Annotated in this window: 22 protein-coding genes and 1 tRNA gene; 2 read left to right on the forward strand and 21 right to left on the reverse strand. The window is 70.3% G+C overall.

The genetic code is table 11. The features are described 5' to 3' along the window. Positions 1-2: 2 nt before the first annotated feature. Both ACZ5NH_RS10450 and ACZ5NH_RS10455 read right to left on the reverse strand, forming a co-directional pair. Positions 3-176 (reverse strand): hypothetical protein, encoded by a 174-nt coding sequence (locus tag ACZ5NH_RS10450; RefSeq protein ID WP_388622257.1) that lies wholly within the window; start codon positions 174-176, stop codon positions 3-5. Between the two features lie 69 nt (positions 177-245). Further along, entirely contained in the window at positions 246-1604 is a 1359-nt protein-coding gene (locus ACZ5NH_RS10455; protein WP_468774241.1) for an MFS transporter, read from the reverse strand. Between the two features lie 572 nt (positions 1605-2176). Between ACZ5NH_RS10455 and ACZ5NH_RS10460 the strand changes: the two genes are divergently transcribed. Then, the gene (locus tag ACZ5NH_RS10460; RefSeq protein WP_468774150.1) at positions 2177-2977 is read left to right on the forward strand and encodes a helix-turn-helix transcriptional regulator; all 801 of its coding nucleotides are present in this window, start codon (positions 2177-2179) and stop codon (positions 2975-2977) included. Between the two features lie 53 nt (positions 2978-3030). On the opposite strand, the gene ACZ5NH_RS10465 is transcribed toward ACZ5NH_RS10460, so the two are convergent. The 7 genes from ACZ5NH_RS10465 to ACZ5NH_RS10495 all read right to left on the reverse strand — a co-directional run bounded on the left by ACZ5NH_RS10465 (position 3031) and on the right by ACZ5NH_RS10495 (position 7357). Next, positions 3031-3103: transfer RNA gene (locus ACZ5NH_RS10465), tRNA-Ala, on the reverse strand. A gap of 116 nt (positions 3104-3219) precedes the next feature. Beyond that, positions 3220-3888: a histidine phosphatase family protein gene (locus tag ACZ5NH_RS10470; RefSeq protein WP_468774152.1), complete on the reverse strand. Its 669-nt coding sequence runs from the start codon at positions 3886-3888 to the stop codon at positions 3220-3222. Beyond that, positions 3888-4331, reverse strand: coding sequence for a ribosome silencing factor (gene rsfS, locus ACZ5NH_RS10475; RefSeq protein ID WP_388622261.1), 444 nt, complete (start codon positions 4329-4331; stop codon positions 3888-3890). The genes ACZ5NH_RS10470 and rsfS overlap by 1 nt, the downstream gene beginning before the upstream one ends. A gap of 103 nt (positions 4332-4434) precedes the next feature. Beyond that, positions 4435-6150, reverse strand: coding sequence for an LCP family protein (locus tag ACZ5NH_RS10480; protein ID WP_468774154.1), 1716 nt, complete (start codon positions 6148-6150; stop codon positions 4435-4437). Between the two features lie 16 nt (positions 6151-6166). Next, positions 6167-6862 (reverse strand): nicotinate-nucleotide adenylyltransferase, encoded by a 696-nt coding sequence (gene nadD, locus ACZ5NH_RS10485; RefSeq protein ID WP_468774156.1) that lies wholly within the window; start codon positions 6860-6862, stop codon positions 6167-6169. Between the two features lie 56 nt (positions 6863-6918). Further along, positions 6919-7074, reverse strand: a complete 156-nt coding sequence (locus ACZ5NH_RS10490; RefSeq protein WP_388622267.1) for a hypothetical protein — start codon at positions 7072-7074, stop codon at positions 6919-6921. Between the two features lie 118 nt (positions 7075-7192). Continuing rightward, the gene (locus ACZ5NH_RS10495) at positions 7193-7357 is read right to left on the reverse strand and encodes a hypothetical protein (RefSeq protein ID WP_388622269.1); all 165 of its coding nucleotides are present in this window, start codon (positions 7355-7357) and stop codon (positions 7193-7195) included. Positions 7358-7459: 102 nt separating this feature from the next. Here ACZ5NH_RS10495 and ACZ5NH_RS10500 point away from each other — a divergent pair, with 102 nt between their 5' ends. Continuing rightward, on the forward strand, positions 7460-8548 hold the full coding sequence (locus tag ACZ5NH_RS10500) for a M48 family metallopeptidase (RefSeq protein WP_388622271.1): 1089 nt from the start codon (positions 7460-7462) through the stop codon (positions 8546-8548). A 297-nt stretch (positions 8549-8845) separates the two neighbouring features. Here the strand turns inward: ACZ5NH_RS10500 and ACZ5NH_RS10505 are convergent, their stop codons facing one another. The 12 genes from ACZ5NH_RS10505 to rplU all read right to left on the reverse strand — a co-directional run bounded on the left by ACZ5NH_RS10505 (position 8846) and on the right by rplU (position 23315). Beyond that, positions 8846-9919 (reverse strand): SCO2583 family membrane protein, encoded by a 1074-nt coding sequence (locus tag ACZ5NH_RS10505; RefSeq protein WP_468774159.1) that lies wholly within the window; start codon positions 9917-9919, stop codon positions 8846-8848. Positions 9920-10008: 89 nt separating this feature from the next. Further along, positions 10009-10575 carry an SCO2584 family spore wall biosynthesis protein gene (locus ACZ5NH_RS10510; RefSeq protein ID WP_468774161.1) on the reverse strand — a complete coding sequence of 189 codons (567 nt, stop codon included), beginning with the start codon at positions 10573-10575 and terminating at the stop codon, positions 10009-10011. Positions 10576-10696: 121 nt separating this feature from the next. Next, positions 10697-11983 (reverse strand): glutamate-5-semialdehyde dehydrogenase, encoded by a 1287-nt coding sequence (locus ACZ5NH_RS10515; protein ID WP_388622277.1) that lies wholly within the window; start codon positions 11981-11983, stop codon positions 10697-10699. A gap of 72 nt (positions 11984-12055) precedes the next feature. Beyond that, positions 12056-12481 (reverse strand): hypothetical protein, encoded by a 426-nt coding sequence (locus ACZ5NH_RS10520; RefSeq protein ID WP_450984531.1) that lies wholly within the window; start codon positions 12479-12481, stop codon positions 12056-12058. Between the two features lie 133 nt (positions 12482-12614). Then, complete coding sequence (gene proB / locus ACZ5NH_RS10525) at positions 12615-13721, reverse strand: glutamate 5-kinase (RefSeq protein ID WP_388622349.1); 1107 nt, start codon at positions 13719-13721, stop codon at positions 12615-12617. A 494-nt stretch (positions 13722-14215) separates the two neighbouring features. Continuing rightward, a complete protein-coding gene (locus tag ACZ5NH_RS10530; RefSeq protein WP_468774164.1) occupies positions 14216-15430 on the reverse strand; it encodes a glycosyltransferase family 2 protein in 1215 nt (404 codons plus the stop codon). Between the two features lie 290 nt (positions 15431-15720). After that, a complete protein-coding gene (locus tag ACZ5NH_RS10535) occupies positions 15721-17838 on the reverse strand; it encodes a hypothetical protein (protein ID WP_468774243.1) in 2118 nt (705 codons plus the stop codon). A 165-nt stretch (positions 17839-18003) separates the two neighbouring features. Beyond that, a complete protein-coding gene (locus tag ACZ5NH_RS10540; protein ID WP_468774166.1) occupies positions 18004-19500 on the reverse strand; it encodes a D-ribitol-5-phosphate cytidylyltransferase in 1497 nt (498 codons plus the stop codon). Positions 19501-19704: 204 nt separating this feature from the next. After that, the gene (locus tag ACZ5NH_RS10545; RefSeq protein ID WP_468774168.1) at positions 19705-20853 is read right to left on the reverse strand and encodes a hypothetical protein; all 1149 of its coding nucleotides are present in this window, start codon (positions 20851-20853) and stop codon (positions 19705-19707) included. A 290-nt stretch (positions 20854-21143) separates the two neighbouring features. Next, positions 21144-22592, reverse strand: coding sequence for a GTPase ObgE (gene obgE, locus ACZ5NH_RS10550; protein WP_468774170.1), 1449 nt, complete (start codon positions 22590-22592; stop codon positions 21144-21146). Positions 22593-22725: 133 nt separating this feature from the next. Next, a complete protein-coding gene (gene rpmA / locus ACZ5NH_RS10555) occupies positions 22726-22980 on the reverse strand; it encodes a 50S ribosomal protein L27 (protein WP_023550764.1) in 255 nt (84 codons plus the stop codon). A 14-nt stretch (positions 22981-22994) separates the two neighbouring features. Beyond that, positions 22995-23315 carry a 50S ribosomal protein L21 gene (gene rplU, locus ACZ5NH_RS10560; protein WP_009188585.1) on the reverse strand — a complete coding sequence of 107 codons (321 nt, stop codon included), beginning with the start codon at positions 23313-23315 and terminating at the stop codon, positions 22995-22997. Positions 23316-23328: the final 13 nt, after the last annotated feature.

A 23328-nucleotide genomic window follows, 5' to 3' on the forward strand; every position in this document is an offset into this window, starting at 1 on the left:
GATCAGCTCCAGATGTGGCCGCAGGCCGTGCACACGTAGGAGATTCCGCCGTTGTCGCCGAGCACTTGAGCGACATGCGCGGAACCACAGGAAGGGCAGCTCAGCCGGGTGGTCGTGTCCCGTATCAACGCCGCACCGAGGAGGTGGCCGACCTCCTCAAGGATGCTCGCAGGCATCGCTACTCCCTCCCGTCGGGCCGTGCCCCCTTCCGGCCGTTTGATTCTGCCACGGCCGGAGCAATACGGTCAGCGACGCCTCAGTACCAGTCCGGACACGACGCCCACCACGGCCGCTGAGGCCAGCGCCCAGGCACACACCGAGAACGCCTCCGCAGAGGTATACGAGCGCAGAACCCCCGGTGACTCAACCCGGTTCAGGAACAGTGTGCCGAAAGACGCCACGCCGATCAGCTGACCGAGCTGGGTGACCGTCGCCAGCAGGCCACTGGCGTCCGCCGCGTCCTCGGGCCGCACAGTGGCGAGCGCACGGGTGAGGGTCGGGCTGAAGGCTAGCGCGAGCCCGGCGCCCACGCCCACGTACCCGGCGTACAGCACCGCTCCCCCGCCGCCGCCCCCGTGGAAGGCCAGCCCCACGACGGCCACGGAGACCGCGGTCAGCGCGAACCCGGCCGGGGTCAGCACCCGCTGCAGCCCGGCGGGCCACCTCCGCCACGTCAGGCTGACGGCGCCGAAGACGCCGGCGGTCGGGGCGAAGCTCAGGCCGGCCCGCAGCGCGCTGTAGCCGAGGCCGCCCTGGACATGCAGGGTCAGCGCGAAGAGGAAGCCCGCGTTGACCGACATCACGACGAGGATGCGGAAGACGGCCAGGCCGATGCCGGGGTGGCGCAGCACCCGGGGCGCGATCAGCGGGGCGCCGCCGCGCCGGGCCAGCCAGGTCTCGAACCCGCAGAACAGCGCGAACAGCACCACCGCACCGGCCAGTGACAGCCAGGACCACAGCGGCCAGTCCTCCTCCTGCCCGAGCGGCACCGTCAGCAGCGACACGGCCGCGCCCAGCAGCACCAGTCCGGGCAGGTCGAGCGCACGGGACCGCTCCCTGCCTCCCGCGCCGCCCAGCGGCAGGACCCGGCGGCCGATGACGAGCAGCACGACGCCGACCGGCACGTTGACAAGGAACACCGGCCGCCAGCCGGTCCCGAACAGATCGGCGCTGACCAGCACACCGCCCGCTGTCTGCCCGGCCGCCGCACCGACGGCGAGGACCGCCGAATAGGCGCCGAGTGCCCGAGCCCGGGCCGCGCCGGTGAAGGTTCGCTGGATCAGGCTGAGCACCTGCGGGATGGCCAGCGCCGCACCGGCGCCCTGCACCATCCGCAGGACGATCAGCTCGGTCGCCCCCTGCGCCAGCCCGCAGGCGAGTGAGGCCGTGGTGAACAGGGCGACCCCGGCGAGGTGGACCCGGGCATGGCCGAGCCGGTCGCCCAGCCGGGCGCCGGTGATCAGCAACACGGAGTAGGAGATGGCGTAGCCGGCGATGACCAGCTGCAGGTCGGCGCCCGAGGCATGGAGTCCGGAACCGATGGTGGGAGCGGCGACATTCACGATGAAGACGTCGAGGGCCGCCATGAACAGGGCGGCGAGCAGGACGGCGAGCAGCAGCCGCGGCCGGTTGTCAGTGCGGGGTGCTTCACTGTCCGTGACGGGTGATGCCGGGCCGCCGGCGGCGACTGCGGCGGTCGAGGAGTGACTGTCAGTGGCAGGTGCTTCACTGGTCGCAAGGTTCGCAGCGGGGCCGTTGCCCGGCCCGCTTCGGGATGTCGTCGTCATGGCGCCGAGCCTGACGGCGCTCCGGTACGGGTGCCGAGAGCCCGGCGATGCTGGTACTGCCAACACCTGGCAGGGCCGGGTCGGGGCGCCGACGATGAGGACGGGGACGACGGGGGACGCAGGGGGATGAGGGGGGGACGACGTGGGATGCAGGGGATGGCGAGGATGACGGGGACGCCGGGGGTCGCGCGATGACGCCGAGCACGACGAACACGACGCCGACGACACAGACAGCGCAAACAAGGCAGACGACACAGGCGACGCAGACGACAAGGACAGCGAACCGGGCGGGGACGGCGAAGACGGTTCGGCCGGCGAGCGCTCAGCGCCGCAGGCCGGAGCTGGCCGCCTTCCTGCGCAGCAGGCGGGCGCGGGTGACACCGGCCGACGTGGGGATGCCACCGGGCCTGCGGCGGCGCACACCCGGCCTGCGACGGGAGGAGGTCGCCCAGCTCTCCGGCGTGGGTGTGACCTGGTGCACATGGCTGGAGCAGGGTCGGCCGATCAACGCCTCGCCGCAGGTGCTGGACGCGGTCGCCCGCACGCTGCGGCTGGACGCGCCGGAGCGGGAGCATCTGTACCGGCTGGCGGAGGTGCCGTTCGAGGCAGAGCCGGGTGCCCTGCCCCGCCGGGTCGCCCCTGAGGTGCAGGGCATCATCGACACCCTCGATCCCCTGCTGGCGGTGGTGTACAACTCGCGTTACGACATCCTGGCCGCCAACCCGGCCTACCGTGACCTGTTCGCGGCTCGGAAGGCTCGCGGGATCGGCGTGCCGAACGCGCTGTGGACGCTGTTCACCGCGACGGACGAGGACTGCCCGGTGGTGGACCGGGAGCGCGAGCTGCCGGTGATGGTGGCGACGCTGCGTTCGGCGTACGGCAGACACGTGGGTGAGTCGGCCTGGGAGGAGTACATACGCGCGCTGTCGGCGGCGAGCCCCTGGTTCGCGCGGCTGTGGGCGGGTGGTGAGGTGATACCGCCGGGCCCTCGGGTCAAGACGTTCCGTCACGCGGCGGTGGGCGACATGCGGATGACCTCGCAGTCGCTGTCCATCGACGGGATGCCCGAGTGCCGGATCGTCGTCTACACCCCGGAGGACGAGGAGTCACGAGAGAAGATCGCGTTGCTGAGGGAGCGAAGGGAGCGGCTGTGGCCGCTGGCATACACAACAGAAAATCCCGCCCTCTGAGAGGACGGGACCTTCATCACCGATCTTTGACAACTCAACAGAGTGTCGATCAGTGGAGCTAAGGAGAATTGAACTCCTGACCTCCTGCATGCCATGCAGGCGCTCTACCAACTGAGCTATAGCCCCTGGCGCCACGCGGCGGAGCCGCATGGTGTCTCGCCCCGCTCGGCGGGGCGAACAAGAAGAACTTTAGCCTGTGACCTGCCAGAAAGTGAAATCCGGGGTCGCGAGCCCCCTGAGGCTCAGTCGTCGTCGCCGAGGACCGGCTCCGGGAGGGTGCCGGCGTTGTGCTCCAGCAGGCGCCAGCCGCGGGCGCCCTGACCGAGCACGGACCAGCAGCAGTTGGAGAGGCCGCCGAGGCTCTCCCAGTGCCTGGCTTCCAGGCCGAGCAGCCGGCCGATGGTGGTGCGGATGGTGCCACCGTGGCTGACGACGACGAGAGTGCCGTCCTCCGGCAGCTTCTCGAGGTGCCGCAGTACGACGGGAGCCGCACGGTCGGCGACCTCGGTCTCCAGTTCGCCGCCGCCGCGGCGGACCGCCTCGCCGCGCTTCCAGGCGGCGTACTCCTCGCCGTAGCGGGTGATGATCTCCTCGTGCGTCAGCCCCTGCCAGACGCCCGCGTAGGTCTCGCGCAGGCCTTCCTCGCGGGTGACGTCGAGGCCGGTCAGGGCGGCGAGCTCGGCAGCGGTGTTCGCCGCCCGCTGCAGGTCCGAGGAGACGATCGCGTCCGGTCCCAGGGAGGCGAGCAGCCGGGCGGCACGGCGGGCCTGGCCGATGCCGGTCTCGGTCAGCGCGACGTCCGTGCTGCCCTGGAAGCGGCGCTCGACGTTCCAGGCGGTCTGGCCGTGCCGCCACAGGATGATGCGGCGGCCGCCATTCTTGCGGTCGGTGACCTCGCCGGTGGCGCTCATCACCAGTCCCCGCCCGGCTGCTGCTCCGCCTCGGCGGCCTGCAGCTTCGCGTGCTCCTCCGCCTTGCCGCGGGTGGCCTTGGCGTCGGCGGGCAGCTCCAGCTCGGGGCAGTCCTTCCACAGCCGCTCCAGGGCGTAGAAGACGCGCTCCTCGCTGTGCTGGACATGCACGACGATGTCGACGTAGTCGAGCAGGATCCAGCGGGACTCGCGGTCGCCCTCGCGGCGGACCGGCTTGGCGCCGAGTTCCTTCAGCAGGCGCTCCTCGATCTCGTCGACGATGGCCCTGACCTGGCGGTCGTTCGGCGCGGAGGCCAGCAGGAAGGCGTCCGTGATCGACAGTACGTCGCTGACGTCGTAGGCGATGACGTCGTGGGCGAGCTTGTCGGCCGCCGCCTGGGCGGCGGTGTTGATGAGCTCAAGAGAACGGTCGGTGGCGGTCACTACGAAGCTTTCGGTCGGCGGTCACTGGACCTCAAGGGTCTCACGGACCGCCGGGCGCACCCCACGTGATTACGGTGGCACGTGGGGTGCGTGGGACCACCCGTCAGGAGCTGGTGGGCTTGTAGTCCTGGCCGAGGACGACCGAGACGTCGGCGCCGGAGGAGACGGTGCCCTTGGCCACGGAGCCGGCGGGCAGGCCGAGGGTCTTGGCGACCTCCGTGGCGTCCGACTTGTGGGAGGCGTCCGAGTAGACCACCTTCGAGGTGGCCTGCGCACCGGGGGCGGTGCCGCCCTCAAGGAAGGTGAAGCCGCCGTTGAGCAGCACCACACGGGCCCTCTCCGCGTCGTCCTTCACACCGGTGGCGTTCTGCACGGAGACCCGGACCGCGGAGCCGGCGTCGGGGCTCTTGGCGGTACCGCCGAGGATGTCCTTCACCACGCTGTCGCTGGTCCTCGCGCTCAGGGTGCCGTCGGCCTGGACCGGCAGCAGGGCGGTCTTGTAGGCGCCGCTCTTGGCGAGGTCGGCGAGCTTGGCGAGGAAGGTGCCGAGGTCCTTGTCGGTGAGCGGCGGGTCGAGGATCTGCGCGAGGGTCTGCACGGTGGTCGTGGCCGACGACGGGTCGGAGGACATCTTGCGCAGCACGCCCTGCATGACCTGGCCGAACCGCTCCAGCTGGGCGTTCTGGGACTCTCCGGCGGCGCGGTAGGTGGCGTAGGCGACGGCCATCTTGCCGCTGAGGGTCTGGTCGCTGCCTTTGTGGACGAGGGGTTCCGCGCCCTTCTTCTTGGTGTCCGGGTCGGGCACGTCGGTGTTGGTGTCGATGTCGATGTTGCCGACCAGGTCGACGAGGTTCTGCAGGTAGGGCGTGTCCAGGCGCCAGGTGCCCTGGATGTCGGTGCCGAGGACCGTGTCCAGCTGGTCGCGGGTGCCGGAGGCGCCGTCGTCGTCCACCGACTTGGCGAGAGTGGTGGTGGAGCCGTCGTCGGCGCTCAGGGCGAGGGAGTTGGGCAGTAGCACGGTGCTGCCCTGCTTGGTGGTCGTGTTGTCGACCAGCAGCGCCGTGGAGGTGCCGCCCTTGCCGGTGTTGTGCAGGTGGACGACGATCACGTCGCGTTTCTGGGCGGCGACCGGCGTCGCCGCGCCGGGCTTGGAGCCGGAGGAGGACAGACCGGGCAGTTTTCCGGCGTACCAGAGGTAGCCGACGCCGCCGACCGCGACCAGGGCGAGGACGACGAGGAGGGCGATGATCCGGCTGCGGGCGCGGCGGCGGGCCTCCTCGCGGCGCTCGGTGCGGTTCTCGGTGAACTTCAGCCAGTCGATGACGTCCTCGGAGTTGCCGTCCGGCTCCTCGACGAATGCGAACTGCTCGGTGTGGTAATCCCGTTCGCCCGCGTCCTGCGGCCCCTGGGACGGCGCCGGGGCTTGCGGGCGCTGCGCCGGGCCGGCCTGCTGCGGGATGTGGGCGGTCTGCTCGGCAACCCGGGGCTGCTGTCCGCTGTTCGCGGACTGCCCGTAGGGGTCGTGGCCGACGAGGTGCTGGGTGCCGGTGCCGTAGGGGTCGTACGGGGCCTGGGAGCCGTAGGCGTCGTACCCGGGTGCGGGCGCGCCGCGCTCGTAGGAGGTCACCGGTGGCTGCTGGCCGGTGGCGTAGGGGTCGTAGCCGTAGCCCTGCTGCTGGGCGTACGGGTCGTAGGTCGCCTGCGGTGCCTGCTGTGCCGGGACCTGCCGGTACATGGGCCGGCCGTACTCGTCATAGCCGACGATTTCGTACGGGCCGGCGCCATGGCCAACGTCACCCGCGTCGTATCGGTCGTTCACCGGTGCCCCTCTCGGCTCACTCGCCGCGGTACAGCTCGCGCTTGTCGATGTAGCGCACGACTCCGTCCGGCACCATGTACCAGATGGGTTCTCCCTTGGCGACTCTCGCACGGCAGTCCGTGGAGGAGATGGCCAGCGCCGGCACCTCGACGAGCGAGACGCCGCCTTCCGGCAGGCCGGGATCGGTCAGATGGTGGCCGGGCCGGGTGACGCCGATGAAGTGCGCGAGGGAGAACAGCTCCTCGCTGTCTCGCCAGGTCAGCAGCTGCGCGAGGGCGTCGGCGCCGGTGATGAAGAAGAGGTCCGTGTCGGGGTTGAGGGCGCGCAGGTCGCGCAGGGTGTCCACGGTGTAGGTGGGGCCGCCGCGGTCGATGTCGATGCGGCTGACGGAGAACTGCGGGTTCTCGGCGGTGGCGATGACCGTCATGAGATAGCGGTCCTCGGCCGGCGATACCCTGCGGTGGGACTTCTGCCACGGCTCGCCGGTGGGCACGAACACCACCTCGTCCAGCTGGAACTGCACGGCGACCTCGCTGGCCGCCACCAGGTGCCCGTGGTGGATCGGGTCGAAGGTCCCGCCCATGACGCCCAGGCGCCGCTTGCCCGTGTGGGCAGGGCCGTGGCCCGGCCGGTGCTGCCGGTACTGCGGGTGCTTGACCGTGTCGTCGGCGGTCTCGTCCACCGGACCGGTAGGCATGTCCTGCTCTCCCATGCGTGCAGACCCTACCGGCCCGGCCTTGGGCGTCCGGCCGGGGACGGGGGCCCCGCTCAGCGGTCGCGGTTGAAGCGGGTGGTGATCCACAGCAGGAGCAGCAGGATGGCGAGGGCGCTGCCTCCGGTGACCGCGGGGTTGAGGCTGTTGTGGTGGCCGCCCCCGGCTTCGGCGAGAGTGACCAAGTGGGCTGCGGTGCTGGGAAGGCTCATCTTCGGCAGGACCTAACGCGTGTGGGCGGGATAAAGATGTCGGCTCATCGTATGCGGGCCTCCTGGCGGCGATCACGCCGACTCCGCCGTTGGGCCCGCGGGGAACTTTCGCGAGCTGTCAGTCGTCTTTCCGCTTGTAGCCGCTCAGCAGGAACCAGGCGGTCAGTGCACAGCCCAGGACCATCACGATCAGGACGATTCGGAGCAGATTGCCCGACCCGTGCTGTTGGACGGCGCTTGCGGCGGCATCGGTCAGCCAGGCGGCTGTGGAGTGGTGCTCCATGAGTGGACTCCTTCGGCTGTACTGCCCGTCCACGGTATCTCCGCCTAGGCTGGGCTCCGCTTCGGGGGCACAGTGGGCACTCACACGCACATGGGGGAAGACATGTCCGACGACGGCCAGCAGGAGACCGGGCACGAGCGTGTGCCGAGCAGGCAGCGCAGGCGCTTCCCGGGGATCTCCTCGCGTGCCTACGAGCATCCGGCCGACCGCTCGGCCCTGGTCGCGCTGCGCAAGCTGAGCGGATTCGACACCGTTTTCAAGGCGCTCAGCGGGCTGCTGCCCGAGCGGAGCCTGAGACTGCTGTTCCTGTCTGACTCGGTGCGCGTCTCCGAGCGGCAGTTCCAGCATCTGCACGACATGCTGCTGGACGCCTGTTACATCCTGGACCTGGAGAAGGTCCCGCCGATGTACGTCAACCAGGACCCGCAGCCGAACGCGATGTGCATCGGCCTGGACGAGCCGATCATCGTGGTCACCACGGGGCTCGTGGAACTCCTCGACGAGGAGGAGATGCGGGCGGTCGTCGGGCACGAGGTGGGACACGCGCTGTCCGGTCACTCGGTGTACCGCACGATCCTGTTGTTCCTGACCAGCCTCGCGCTGAAGGTCGCCTGGATCCCGTTGGGCAACTTCGCGATCATGGCCATCATCACGGCGCTCAGGGAGTGGTTCCGCAAGTCGGAGCTGTCCGCGGACCGGGCGGGGCTGCTGGTGGGGCAGGATGTCCGGGCCTCGATGCGCGGCCTGATGAAGATCGCGGGCGGCAACCATCTGCACGAGATGAACGTGGACGCGTTCCTGGAGCAGGCGGAGGAGTACGACTCCGGGGGCGATCTGCGCGACTCCGTGCTGAAGATCCTGAACGTGCTGCCCCGCTCGCACCCCTTCGCCACGATCCGAGCGGCCGAGCTGAAGAAGTGGGCCGAGTCCCGGGACTTCCAGCGGATCATGGACGGCCACTACCCGCGGCGTGACGAGGACAAGGACACCTCGGTCAGCGACTCCTTCCGCGAGTCGGCGGCCAGCTACGCGAGCGACGTGAAGACCTCCAAGGACCCGCTGATGAAGCTGGTCACGGACCTCGCGGACGGCGCGGGCGACCTGAGCGGCCGGGTGCGCCGCGGCTTCGACGGCTTCCGCAGCCCGCCCCCGGCCAAGGGAGGCCCCGCGGACGCCCCTCAGGAGGGGTGACACCAGCCCGCCACACGGGCGCCGGCTCCCCTCGCCGCCGCAACGGCACTGGCTCCCCGCTGAGCCACAGCGGCACCGGCTCCCCGCTGAGCCACAGCGGCACCGGCTCCGCTGCGGACACCGGCTCCCCTCGCCCGCCGCAACGCACCGGCTCCCCGCTGAGCCACAGCGGCACCGGCTCCGCTCTGAGCCACAGCGGCACCGGCGGTCCGCTGAGCCGCAGCGGCCGGGTCCGGCGGTGCCGACCCCCCTCGGCCCGAAGTTGCCGAACCCGGCCGCCCTCGAAGACTCCCCCGCTCACACCTTCGGCTCAGCCCCGGCGGCCAGCGTCCCGCACAGGGCCGCGGGGCTGTCCGTCTCGTAGGGGTCGGTGCCCGCGGGGCCGCCGGTGTGGGCCGTCTGGCCGGCCAGGAGGGGGCGGAGGTAGGCCGTGGAGTCCTCGGCGCAGGCGAGCGGGCCCGCCTGGACGTAGGACGTGACCAGCTGGATCTGGTGGGTGCGCAGATCGTCGCGGGTGAAGCGGAAGGTCACCTCGCGGCGGACGGTGAACAGGGACGCGGGGGCGCCGGCCGCGGCACCGGTGGGGCGCAGGGCGTAGACGAAGGTGTGGTCGGCGGTGACCTCCAGCGTGCTCGCGTCGCTCTCGACGGCCTGGAGGTTGCCCTGGACGCGGGCCGGTCCGTCGGCGGCGAGCTGGACGCGGGAGGGGTCGAGACGGACCAGCCAGCCGGTGGGGGCGTGCCGGCCGTCCGCCGCCGGGTGATCGAAGCTCTGGTCGAACTGATCGAGCTGGTCGGCGTCGATGAGGGACCGGACAGGGCCGACCTGGCGGCCGGTCAGCACCTCGGGGTCGAGCGAGGAGCGGACTACGTAGTCCTTGGCGGTGGTGAGCGCGGTCACCACCTGGCTGTCGGAGAAGTGGGCGGTGCTGCGGGCGGCCGGCAGCGGTATGCCCTCGGCGCCGACGTCGTACGACGCGGCGGGGCTGTGCGCGTACAGGCTCTCGGCGTCGGCGGTGCCCGGCACCTTGCCCGTGGGGGCGAGCGGGATCACCGTCATCCGCAGGGGTTCGACGGGGCGCCGGGTCTCCGGGGTGCCGTAGGGGTGGCGGACGCCCATGTAGATCGCGGTGCCGAAGGCGACGGCGATCAGCAGGACGAGGATCAGGGCCTGCCGGGTGAGTCCGCGGTGCAGGGGCGGGCGGCGGCGTACGGCGGGCGCGTGGTCGGCCATCCGCTCCTCGGCGGAGTACTCCTGAAGGCGCGCAGCACGGACGAACGACTCGTCGAACACGACGGATCGGTATTCGTCCTCGCCACCTCCGAGCCCACCCTCGGGTGTGCCCTCCGGTGGGTCTCCAGGCCCGCTCATACTTTCAGAGTAGGTCGCGTAGGCCTCAGGTAAACGCCCTGCTACACGACAACTTCTGACAGGTGCTCACCAAGAACGGGGGCGGGCGTTCAGGGGGAGCGCGGGATGGCCGAGGCCGGCGGCTGGGCGGTGTCGGCGGAGACGGAGGGCGCGGCGGCGCTGCCCTGTTCCAGGCCGGTCGGGGCGGGCGCGGGAATCCCGTCACGGGTGCCCGCGGAGCCGCCGCGGTAGACGGCGGCGAAGGCCAGGGCAACCATGCCGATGCCCATCACGACGGCCAGCACCCAGGCCACGGGGCGGTGCCAGCGGACCTGCTTGCCGTATCCGCCGAAGCGGCGGTCGCCGAGGACGTAGGTGTCCTCCAGCTCGTCGTCCTCCGGATCTTGGCCGAATTCGGTCCCCTCGGGGCCGTAGGCGTCGTCGTAGCGCTCGCCTCGGGCGTGGGCGCGGCGGGCCTCCGCGTCGGAGGCCTCGGCTCTGGCCTGTGCGGCGGCAAGGAGGCGCTCGACGGCGGTCGGCTCATGGACCGTGGCCGCCTGTACGAAGGCCTCGTCGAAGACCACGGAGGCGAACTCTTCGTCCGACACCCCGTGGTCGTGGTCGTCGTCGGGCTCCCAGCCGTCAGGGAACGGCGTGCCCCCCACGTCCTCCGGCACGCATCCAGAGTAGACCTGGGGGGTCAATTTGGGCAGACGGTATGGAAATTCGTCTGACTGGTGAGACGCCGTTTCGGCCGCCCGCCACGACGCGCGGGGCGTACGGCCGAACGGGTGAGCCTCAGGGGCGCACGTGGCCGTCACCGGTGACGATGTACTTCGTGCTGGTCAGCTCCGGCAGGCCCATCGGTCCGCGGGCGTGCAGCTTCTGGGTGGAGATGCCGATCTCGGCGCCGAAGCCGAACTGGCCGCCGTCGGTGAAGCGGGTGGAGGCGTTCACGGCGACGGTGGTGGAGTCGACCAGCTGGGTGAAGCGGCGGGCGGCCTGCTGGGAGGTGGTGACGATCGCCTCGGTGTGGCCGGAGGTCCACAGCCGGATGTGCTCCACGGCCCTGTCCAGGGAGTCGACGACCGCGGCGGCGATGTCGTAGGAGAGGTACTCCGTCTCCCAGTCCTCGGCCACGGCCTCCACCACCGTGGCCTTGGAGTTCTCGGCGTAGGCCATGACCCGCTCGTCGGCGTGCACGGTGACGCCGGCCTCGGCGAGGGCGTCGAGGGCGCGCGGCAGGAACAGCGGGGCGATGTCCTGGTGGACGAGGAGGGTCTCGGCGGCGTTGCAGACGCTGACCCGCTGGGCCTTGGAGTTGATCAGGATGTCGATGGCCATGTCGATGTCGGCGTGGGCGTCGACGTAGACGTGGCAGTTGCCGGTGCCGGTCTCGATGACGGGGACGGTGGACTCGCTCACCACGGTCTGGATGAGGGAGGCGCCGCCCCTCGGGATCAGCACGTCGACGAGGCCCCGGGCGCGCATCAGCTCGCGCACGCTCTCGCGGCTCTCCCCCGGGACCAGCTGGACGGCGTCGGCGGGCAGCCCGGCGCCGCCGACGGCGTCCCGGATGACGCGGACGAGGGCGGTGTTGGACTCGTAGGCGGAGGCCGAGCCGCGCAGCAGGACGGCGTTGCCGGACTTCAGACAGAGGGCGGCGGCGTCCACGGTGACGTTGGGGCGGGCCTCGTAGATGATGCCGACGACGCCGAGCGGGACGCGGACCTGACGCAGGTCGATGCCGTTGGGGAGGGTGGAGCCGCGGACGATCTCGCCGACCGGGTCGGGCAGCTTCGCCACGTCACGGACGTCGGAGGCGATGGCGCGGACCCGCTCGGGGGTGAGGGTGAGCCGGTCGACGATGGCCTCGCTGGTGCCGTGCTCCCGGGCCTTGGCCACGTCGCGAGCGTTGGCCTCGACGATCTCGGCGGTCCGGACCTCCAGCGCGTCGGCGATGGCGAGCAGCGCGTCGTCCTTCACGGCCCGCGGGAGCGGCGCGAGGTCGGCGGCGGCGGCCTTGGCCCGGTAGGCGGCCTGGGTGACCGGGGACATCGAGTCGTACGGCGAAAGCGTGGTCATGAGGGAAGGGTAGTGCGCGGCTCGTGTCGGTCACCGCTCATCCCAAACCCCGAGACAAGGTCTCAGGAGGGATCAAAAGGGATGGACTCCCACCGGTGTGGCGGGCGGCGGGCCGTAGCCCTCGGCGATGCGGTGGTGGTAGGTCTCGCGGTCGATGACTTCCAGGCCGACGATCTCCCACGGGGGCAGTCCCGCGGTCTGCCGGTGCTCGCCCCACAGGCGCAGGGCGACGGCGGCGGCGTCGTGCAGGTCGCGGGCCTCCTCCCAGTACCGGATCTCCGCGTGGTCGCTCGCGTACCGGCTGGTCAGCAGGAAGGGGTGGTCGTGGGCCAGCTGTTCCAGGGCCCGCCGCAGATCGGTGAGGGGGACGTCCGGGCCGGAGACGCTGAGAGTGACGTGCCAGAGCCGGGGCATGTCCTTGGGCTCCTCATAGGTGTCACCGGCGGCGACGCTCGTCAGGGCACCGCGGGTGGCCACCCCAGGGCGCACTCGTCTCACGACGGCCTCCTTCACCCACTGCTCGGGGACGTCTGTCGGAACGTCTCTCTGAGACAAAGTTGAGCAGGCCCTACGGCACCGCGGGGCGGTTTTACGGAACGTCCCCCACCGGGGGCTGCCGTTACGTCCCGTTTTACGCGTGCAAGAGCACCAGGTCGTCCCTGTGTACGACCTCGCGTTCGTACGCCGGGCCGAGTTCCCGGGCCAGTTCACGGGTCGAGCGCCCGATCAGCCGGGGGATCTCCTTGGCGTCGAAGTTGACGAGTCCACGGGCCACCGCGCGCCCCGTGGTGTCGCGCAGTTCGACGGGGTCACCGGCGCTGAACTCGCCCTCCACAGCGGCGATTCCGGCGGGCAGCAGCGATGTGCGCCGCTTCACGACGGCGTCCACCGCCCCGTCGTCCAGGATCAGCGCCCCTTGCGGGGTGGAGGCGTGCTGGAGCCACAGAAGCCGGTCGGCGGAGCGCTTTCCGGTGGGGTGGAAGTAGGTACCGGTGTCGCCGCCGCTCAAGGCGTCCGCAGCGTGCACGGCGCTGGTGAGGACCACGGGGATGCCGGCCGCGGCCGCGATCCGGGCGGCCTCGACCTTGGTGACCATCCCGCCGGTGCCCACGCCGGCCTTGCCCGCGCTGCCGATCTCGACGCCCGCGAGGTCCTCCGGCCCCTTCACCTCCGCTATCCGCGAGGTGCCGGGCTTGCTGGGGTCGCCGTCGTAGACGCCGTCGACGTCGGAGAGGAGCACGAGCAGGTCGGCGTGGACGAGGTGGGCGACGAGGGCGGCGAGGCGGTCGTTGTCGCCGAAGCGGATCTCGTCGGTGGCGACCGTGTCGTTCTCGTTGACGATCGGGAGGGCGCCCATCGCGAGGAGCTTGTCGAGGGTGCGGGAGGCGTTGCGGTGGTGGGCGCGGCGACTCATGTCGTCGGAGGTGAGCAGGACTTGGCCGACGCGGACGCCATAGCGGGCGAAGGAGGCGGTGTACCGGGCGACGAGCAGGCCCTGACCGACGCTGGCGGCGGCCTGCTGCCGGGCGAGGTCCTTGGGGCGGCGGCGCAGACCGAGCGGGGCGAGGCCGGCGGCGATGGCACCGGAGGAGACGAGGACGACCTCCCGCTCTCCCCCGCTGCGGCTCTTGGCCAGCACGTCGACCAGCGCGTCGACGCGGTCGGCGTCCAGACCGCCGGCGGCGGTGGTCAGCGACGAGGAGCCCACCTTGACGACGATCCTGCGGGCCTCGCCCACGGCCTGCCTTGCCCTTGCCACCTTGCCCTCTGTTCCCCTCTTTAGCCCGCGCGCTGTTCCGGCTGCCTGAGCGGCAATCTACGCGAAGCGGATCGCCCCTCGCCCACCGGTCCAGCCTCCGGACACACGGTCCGTAGCCGTTCCTTCACGGTCTGCGTACGGCAAAAGGCTGCACTGATTGTGTATGGAAATTAAAACTCGTCCAGACATAAGTCGAAGATCCTTCGGCTCGCGCCTCCACGGCACCATCGCGGCGCTGGTGGGGACGCCCGCCACCGTGCATCCGGCCGTGGAACGACACGGACCTCGCCTCGCTCGGCAGCCGGTTCGGCCGGCTGCACACCCAGGTCGGCGAACTGGCCGAAGACAACGCGAAGTCGCGCGAGCAGCCGGCCCGGTCGCGCAGCCGGGCAAGCGGGCTTCCACCCGCAATCCGCCGTCAGTGACGAGCGAACCGGGCCACACAACCCCGGCCACGCCGCGATCTCGCCCGGTCAGGCCGCCGCCGGATTGAACTTCTTCGCCGACAGCGTCCGTCGTACCTTGCGCAGCGCCCGGCGCAGGAAGGAGTTGGCGGCGGCCTCGCGGTAGCCGTGGACGGCGCGGGCCTCGCGGGGTGCGGCGAGGTAGATGTCGTCCGGGACAGCGGCCGTCTCCGAGCGGAAGTGCGGGTAGGCGAGGTAGACGCGGGTGCCGCGCTTCTCCAGGATCGCGCCGGGCCGCTTCTTCGCCTTGACGAACTCCACGACGTCAAGCAGCAGATCGGGTCGCTGCAGGGCGACCAGGTGCAGCCGCAGCCGCTCGTGCACCTTCAGCCGCCGGGCCACTCCGGGCGTCCAGTAGGCGTCCATCAGCGGCTTGGCCAGCTCGAACTTGTGCCGGCGGACCGTCTCGCCGTCCTTGAGGAACTTCGGCCCGAACTGCGGCAGCAGGGTGATGAGGAAGGGCCGGACCATGAGCAGGTCCCGCTTGTCGCCGGCCGGGACCATGTCGGCGATCAGCGTCATCAGGGACCGCGCGGAGTCGAAGCGCAGGGTGTAGCTGCCGCTCTTGGTGACGTGCTTGCCGTCGTCGCGGCCGACCAGGTAGTAGCAGGGGTAGTCGGCGAGGACCGAGACGCCGTCCGCGCGCAGGTACGCCTCCATGGTGAACAGGGCGTCCTCGCCGGTGAACAGCGACTCGTCGAACCGCATGCCGTGCCTGTCGAGCAGCTCGCGGCGGAACAGCTTCTGCGCGCTCAGCGTGAACTTGCTGTTGGAGGAGAAGACGTCGGTACGGCCGAGGGTCTTGCCCCACATGGTCTTCGGCGGAATGCGGTTGATGCCCTCGACCTTGCCGAGCACCACGTCCGTGCCGTTCTCGTCGGCCATGGCGACCATGCGCTCAAGGGCCTCGGGGCCGAGCCGGTCGTCGGCGTCGAGGAAGAACACGAACCGGCCGGCCGCCCTGCCGAGGCCGACGTTGCGCGGGCCGCTGGGGCCCCCGGAGTTCTTCTGGCGGATGACGGTGACGCGCATGGGGGCGCGGGCGGCGAACTCCTCCAGACACTCCCCGGTGCCGTCCGTCGAGCCGTCGTCGACCGCGATGACCTCGAAGCGTGCCGGGTCCATGGTCTGAGCCTCGACGGACGCCAGGCACTCGACCAGGTAAGGCATCGCTTCGTACGCCCCGATGATCACGCTCACATCAGGCTGCGTCACGACGGTCACACTTTCCCCTTACTTACCAAAAGAGAATTTTCCCCGTATCGCCACAATGGCAACCTGTCAGACAGTCTTCTCGTGGGAGCGGTTGCCCCGCATCGAGTAATCGGTGACGCACGTCACGCCGGGCTCGGGTGTCCACCCGACAGTACGTAGGGTCGGTAAGAGTTGCTCACCGTCGGTCGGGGGCCGGGGTAAGAGCGCCCATAAGAAAACCTGAACAATGGATTCCGGACAACGGCGAGGGCCGGCCCCGGGATCTCTCCCGGGGCCGGCCCTCCTGGGCAGTGGGTGTGTCAGCCGGCGTTCACACCGTCCTGGTCGGCGGCCGACGCGGTCCGCTGGCTGGGCACCGCGTTGGTCAGCCCGGCGGCCCCGGCGGGGTCCGCGCTCGCGGCGCCCGGCCGGGAGTGCTGGCCGACGTTGCGGGCCTCGGCCTTGCGGGCCAGGTCGGCCACCGCGGTGTTGAACTGTTCGATGGACTTCGGCTCGTCCGGGCCCAGCAGATAGCGCTTGAGCTCCTTGCGGGCCTCCGTCAGCGGGTCGGCCGACGGATCGCGCACGGCGTCCAGCAGCGCGCCCAGCTCGCCCGCGTCGTTGGACAGGATCACCGCGGCGCGCACCGCCGTGTTCTGCCGCTTGAACTCCTCGTGACCGAGCGCCGCGGAGTCGGTGACCGCGTACGGCTTGCCGCTCGCGATGAAGTCGGAGACCACGGAGGAGATGTCGGAGACCATCGCGTCGGAGACGTTGAAGCAGTCGTACAGACGCGGCTCGGCGCCGGTGATGACGCGGTGCTCGTACGACGGGAAGGAGCGCCAGTAGGCGGTGTTCCACTCGGCGCGCAGCCGGGCGATCTCCGCGTGCTTCGCCACGTCGACGACGCCGTCCCGGGTGGCCTCGGCCTCGTCGCCCTTGTCGTCGCCGGCCGTGACCAGTTCGGCAAGCCGGGCCTCGATCCGGGTCAGCTCGGCCTTGGCCTGGGCGAGCGCCTTGCCGTCGGCGGTGAAGCGGGAGTCGGCGGCGCGCTCGGCGGCGGCCTTCTCGACCAGGGCGGTGATCCGCCTGTGCGCGGCGGCGGCCTTCTTGCTGACGGTGCCGGTGAACGGGTGCGGCTTGTACAGGACGCGGACCGGCGGGTTCGCCGTCACCAGCTTCTTCACGATGGTCTCGCCGGCGAGCACGATCGAGGTGTTGCCGGGGTTGCCGTCCCAGCCCTCCCAGGTCGGGGCGTAGAGAACCGTCGGGCAGTGTCCGTCAGCGGCTCCACCGCGGGGGCCGTCGTGCCCGCCCTGCCGGCTCTCGATGGGCGCGAGCTGCGGACGGCCGACCTCCACGATGTCGTCGTCGCGGACACCGACGTCGGCGATGGCGTAGCGGTCGCGGCCGGCCCGGCCGGCGGTCCACACCTCGTCGTAGACCTTGCTGTACGGGTTGACGCTGGCGAGCTTGTCGCTGTCGCCGTGGCCGATGAAGACGTGCTTCATGGTGGGCACGCGCAGCAGGTGGATGTTCTTGCCGACGTTCGCGGCGTACAGGGCCACGCGCACGGTCGACAGGTCCAGGTTCATCAGGTGCACCCCTCCGGGCACGCAGATGACGGGGACCGTGGTCGGCGCGAGGTTGCTCAGGATGGCCCGCTCACGGAGGATGATCAGCGGCCGGGTGTCGAGCTGCTCCATCGTCTCCAGCCACATGTTGACCTGGTACGCGGAGTCCTTGGAGCCGGAGAAGTACAGGACCGTCTCCGGCTTGTAGCCGGCCAGCCAGTCGTCGACGGCGGCGAGGACGGTCTCGGCCTTCGGCGGGATCTTCCGGCCGCGCATGTACGGCACGAGCACGAGGACGTACAGGACGCCGAGGCCGACGGTGAGACCGACGCCGGCGAAGCCCGGCGCGGCGGGTGAGTCCTGCCCGGCCGAGACCAGGATGCCGATCATCGCGAACAGGTCCAGGTGGAGCATCTTCTCCGCGCTGCGGTGCAGCAGCCGGCGCGTCGGGGCGTCCGGGATGCGGATGCGCGACTTCAGGTCGATGTTGCGGGTGGCGACCGGCATCCGGCGGCGGTTGCGGATGAGGGTGACCAGCGCGCCGTGCGGGGCCTGGAGGCCGTAGAAGGCGATGAAGCAGGCGACGGCGCCGTAGAAGATCAGGTCGTCCGCGTGCGACAGGCGGGCCAGCAGCAGGATCAGCAGCAGCTGCCGGATCAGGAAGCGGATCGACAGACCCGCCCGGATCTTGCTGAGGCGGCTGATCAGATAGCTGCCCTTGCGGTGCAGATAGTGATCCGCCAGGTACGTCACGGCGGCCAGGGCCGCGAAGGCGGGAACGCTCGGGGCGAGCGCGGCCAGCATGAGCGCCGGGAAGCCCAGGATCATGAGGGCCGCCGCGGTCAGCTCGGCCGCGCTGCCCACCCGGGCGACGCGAATAGCGGTGGATATCACGGAGAAACCTGCTCTGGGAGGGAGAGTGCCGGTTCGCGGGAAATGGTGAGAGATGTACGGATTCAGGCCTCTACTAACGCCCGGTTAATGAGCGACGGCAGAGGCCTGAAATTCCTAAAAGCTCTTGACAAATTGTTACATGCCGTCCTGGCGGTCCAGAACAGTGGCCAGCGCCTGCTCGAAACCGGAGGCCATGGCGGCACCCGCCGTCGGGTCCTGCTGACGGACGTCGATGACATGGCCGGTCAGCTCCGACAGGAGCACGTCGAGAGAGGTGCGGGCCACGGCCTCGGAGGAGAGCAGCGAGCCCGCGGGCTCCTGGCCGAAGGCCTTGGTGCGCATCGGGGTGGCGGTGCGCTCGGGGTTGATGCAGTTGACGCGGATGCCGTCGCCGGCCCACTCGTCGGACAGCGCCTGGGTGAGGTTCACCATGGCGGCCTTGGTGGAGGAGTACAGGGAGTACTCGGCGCGGCCGCGGGTGTAGCTGCTGGAGGTGTACAGCAGCAACTGGCCGTTGGTCTCGGCGAGGTACTTGTAGCTGGACCGGGCGATCTGCACCGGGGCCAGGTAGTTGACCTTCAGCGCCTCCTCGATGGTGGCGTTGTCGGTCTCGGCGAGCCTGCCGATGCGCAGCACGCCCGCGGTGTTGACGACGTAGTCGATCCGGCCGGTCTCCGCGTACGCCTTGGACAGCGCGTCGTCGACCTCCTCCGGGTTCTCCACGTGGGTGCCGGTGGTGGAGCGGCCCAGCGCGTAGACGTTCGCGCCGTAGGACTCGGCGAGTTCGGCGATGTCCTTGCCGATGCCGTAGGAGCCGCCGAAGACAACGAGCGTCCTGCCGGTGAGCAGGTCGCGGTAGGCGTCCTCGCCGACCTGCTCGGGTGCGGCGGTGGAGGCCAGCTGGAACAGCTTGTCGGCGATGAAGACGTCGACCGGCTGGGTCACCTTCATGTTGTACTCGTCACCCGCGACGACGTGGATCGGCACGTCCGGCAGGTACTTGAGCACGACGGAACAGTCGTCCGTGGCCTGGAAGTTGGGGTCGCCGGCGGCGACCTCGTAGGCGCGGCGGATCGTGGACAGCTTGAAGGCCTGCGGGGTCTGGCCGCGGCGCAGCCGGGAGCGGTCCGGGATCTCGGTGATGAACTCGCCGTCCTCGCCGTGCGTTCGCGTGACGATGATGGTGTCCGCGGACGGGATGGCAACGTCCACGGCCTGGTAACGCTCCAGCGCGGCCACGCAGTCGTCGATGACGCGCCGCGAGAGCAGGGGGCGTACGGCGTCGTGGAACAGGACGTTGAGGTCCTCACCCTCGGCCAGGCCCTCGCGCAGCGCGGAGATGGCGCGCTCGGTGGTCTCGTTCCGCGTCGAGCCGCCCTCGATGATCTTCTTCACCTTGGTGAAGCCGGCCTTGGCCACGATCTTCTCGACGTCCGGGACATAGCCCGGCGCCATCAGCACGATGACGTCGTCGATCGAGTCCGCCTTCTCGAAGGTGGTCATGGTGTGCTCGATGACTGCCTTGCCGGCGATCTTCAGCAGCTGCTTCGGGATCGACAGACCCACCCGCTGGCCGGTGCCACCGGCCAGGATCACTGCGGTGGTTCGGGGCTTGGCTATGTGCTGGGACACAGGTGACCTACCTTGGGGCGTCAGGGAACCGTGAAATGCTCCCACTTTAGGTAAGTGCAGTGCAAGGCGAGCGACATCCCATGCATATGTGAGCGCAACCTGTCATTCACCTTGCACCCCCGGTGATTGGGTCCGGAACCTGGCGAACACCCGTGAATTTCCTGTGAGTAAGTCCACAGGTCCGTCACGGGTCATGGGCGCGGTTCAGCGCCGCCCGAGCCGCTTCGGACAGGGGTGCCCGAGGACCCGCACGAGTTCCCTCAACGGCGTCTGCCGCACGGTCCGGACGGAGGCCTGCCCGGCCGCCGCGGCGAGCGCCCCGTACAGCGCGCCGGCCGCGACCTCCGGGGCGATCCGGGGCTCGACCTGCCCGGACTGCGGCTGTTCGGGAACGGCGGACAGCAGGGCCGGATCGCCGAGGACCCGCACCCCCAGCGCGGCGATCCGCTCGGCCGACTCGGCGCCGATCCCGGCCGCCAGCTCGACCGCCCGGCGCGGCGTCACGATCTTCACTTCCCCGGGCTCGGGAGGGCACGCGTTCTTCATATGGAGCACGGCGCCGCCCCGGACAAGCCGGGAATAAAGCTCGGCCGGCAGTTCATTGCCGCGGAATTCGACATTAAGATTGCGCAGCATTTCGGTCTCGGCGAGGGTAAGAGAACGATTAGTGGCGTCGGGAACGGGCCACAGGAGATTCTCCGGCAGCCCGAGCAGCGCCTCGAAGGTGCGCAGCAGACCACCGCGGTCACGGTCGTCCGCCACGACCACGGTCACCCGCCCCGGACCGACCGCCCGCGCCCAGCGCTCGACCAGCCGCTCGTGCCGGTGCCGGTGCCAGAAGCTCGGATTGGGCTTCTCGTACGGCGGCCTGCGCAGCATGTGCTCCAGCCAGTCCGCACAGCCCATGCGCAGCCCGTTCTGCACGTACTGCTGCCACTGCGAGGGCATGATCCTCACCAGGGGACGCAGCGTGACCAGCACATGCACGCGGTCGCCGCCGAGCTGCTCCACGATCCGGGCGATCGTTCCGTCGCCCTCGGCGTCGGCGAAGAACTCGCTGCTGATCACCGAGGTGAGCCCGCCGGTGGCCGCCACCTGGTGCAGCAGCCGCCGCCAGTGCCGGTCGGTGGGCACGGTGTCGCCCATCATCGCCGGCCGGGCGCAGGCGGCTAGGGCGGCTTCCATGGGATGCCGGGTGTGCGCGGGGAACGCGACGCCGTGTTCCGGCATGCGCTCCCTGGCCGCGAAGAGGGCGCCCTGGATGGCGGTGGTCCCGGTCTTGTGCGGGCCGATGTGCAGCAGGCGGGTGCCCGGGGGCAGGGGTGCGGGGGTCGTCGTACAGGCCGTCTCCATGGTCAGGGGACGGTAAGAGCCTTGCCTGAGGCGGGGCTGAGAGGAGCCTGGGACCGGGATGAGTCCCGGGCTCCGGTGCGGGCGGCGGCCAGGGCGACACCGGTGCGATCGCGAGCGTGCACCGGCGGGGGAACGGGACCGGGACGACCGGGACACGTCGGCTCCGGGAGTCATGGTGACAGAGAAGTGCGGCGTGGGGAGGCTCAAGTGCCTCTCCACGCCGCACTGTTCGACTCACCGGAGCGGAACGGGGTTTCCCCGGCGCCGGTCCGAGTCGAAGGGGTCGAGCCTTACTCGAAGGGGTCGAACTCGTCGTACTCGCGCATCGCCTCGTCCCGCTCCGCCTGCTTGTCCCGGCGGCGCTGTGCCGCGGGCCTCGGCGCGTCGAAGCGGTGGTCCTCGCCGCGGCGGCCCAGCATCTCCGCGCCGGCCATGACCGTCGGCTCCCAGTCGAAGACGACCGCGTTCTCCTCGGGACCGATGGCGACGGCGTCGCCGGCCCGGGCGCCCGCCTTCATCAGCTCCTCTTCCACGCCGAGGCGGCCCAGCCGGTCGGCGAGATAGCCGACGGCCTCGTCGTTGTTGAAGTCGGTCTGACGGACCCAGCGCTCGGGCTTCTCGCCGCGCACCCGGAACAGCGGCTCGCCGCCGACCTCCTCGTGGGTGACGGTGAAACCGGCGTCGTCCACGGCCTTGGGCCGGATGACGATCCGGGTCGCCTCCTCCTTCGGCTTGGCCGCGCGTGCCTTGCCGACCAGCTCACCGAGCGCGAACGACAGCTCGCGCAGCCCGATGTGGGCGACCGCCGACACCTCGAAGACGCGGTAGCCGCGCGCCTCCAGGTCGGGGCGGACCATCTCGGCGAGGTCCTTGCCGTCCGGCACGTCGACCTTGTTCAGGACGACGAGCCGGGGACGGTTGTCCAGGCCGCCGTACTGGCGCAGCTCCTCCTCGATGACGTCGAGGTCGGAGACCGGGTCGCGCTCGGACTCCAGGGTCGCGGTGTCCAGCACGTGCACCAGCACGCTGCACCGCTCCACGTGCCGCAGGAACTCCAGGCCCAGGCCCTTGCCCTGGCTGGCGCCCGGGATCAGACCCGGCACGTCGGCGATGGTGTAGACGGTCGAACCGGCCGTCACGACACCGAGGTTCGGCACCAGGGTCGTGAAGGGATAGTCGGCGATCTTCGGCTTGGCCGCGCTGAGCACGGAGATCAGCGAGGACTTGCCGGCGCTCGGGTAGCCGACCAGCGCCACGTCGGCGACGGTCTTCAGCTCCAGGACGATGTCGTGCAGGTCCCCGGGCTCGCCGAGCAGCGCGAAACCGGGCGCCTTGCGGCGGGCGGAGGCCAGCGCCGCGTTGCCGAGGCCGCCACGGCCGCCCTGCGCGGCGATGTACGAGGTGCCGTGGCCGACCAGGTCGGCGAGTACATTGCCGGCCTTGTCCAGCACGACCGTGCCGTCCGGCACCGGCAGGACGAGGTCCTGGCCGTCCTTGCCGGAGCGGTTGCCGCCCTCGCCGGGCTTGCCGTTGGTGGCCTTGCGGTGCGGGGAGTGGTGGTAGTCGAGAAGTGTCGTCACCGACTGGTCGACGGTGAGGATGACGTCACCGCCACGGCCTCCGTTGCCGCCGTCCGGGCCGCCGAGCGGCTTGAACTTCTCGCGGTGGACGGAGGCACAGCCGTGACCTCCGTTACCCGCGGCGACATGCAGTTCGACGCGGTCCACGAAGGTGGTCATGGTTCAGTGCCTCCAGAAAGTACGGGTATGTCTCGTCGTCGACACAGTGGTCAACACGCGAAAGGCGGACCCGCCTTCCCGACCGGGAAGTGAGGTCCGCCTCGCGAAAGCGTTCGGCGCTGAATCAGACGATTCAGGCGACCGGAACGATGTTCACGACCTTGCGGCCACGGTGGGTACCGAACTCCACCGCACCGGCCTGCAGGGCGAACAGCGTGTCGTCGCCGCCACGGCCGACACCGGCGCCGGGGTGGAAGTGGGTGCCGCGCTGACGGACCAGGATCTCACCAGCGTTCACGACCTGACCGCCGAAGCGCTTCACGCCGAGCCGCTGGGCGTTGGAGTCGCGACCGTTCCGGGTGGACGATGCGCCCTTCTTGTGTGCCATGTCTCCTCAGTCCCTTACTTCGCAGCCGTGGGGATCGACGTGACCTTGATCGCCGTGTACTGCTGGCGGTGGCCCTGCCGACGGCGGTAGCCGGTCTTGTTCTTGTAGCGCAGAATGTCGATCTTCTGGCCCTTGTGGTGGTCCACGACCTCGGCCTGGACCTTGATGCCGGCCAGCACCCACGGGTCGCTGGTCACAGCGTCGCCGTCGACAACGAGCAGGGTCGAGAGCTCGACCGTGTCGCCAACCTTGGCGGTGGAAATCTTGTCAACCTCAACGATGTCGCCGACAGCAACCTTGTGCTGGCGACCACCGCTGCGCACGATGGCGTACACGCGGATCTCTCTT

The sequence above is a fragment of the Streptomyces sp. NPDC031426 genome (assembly GCF_055581585.1).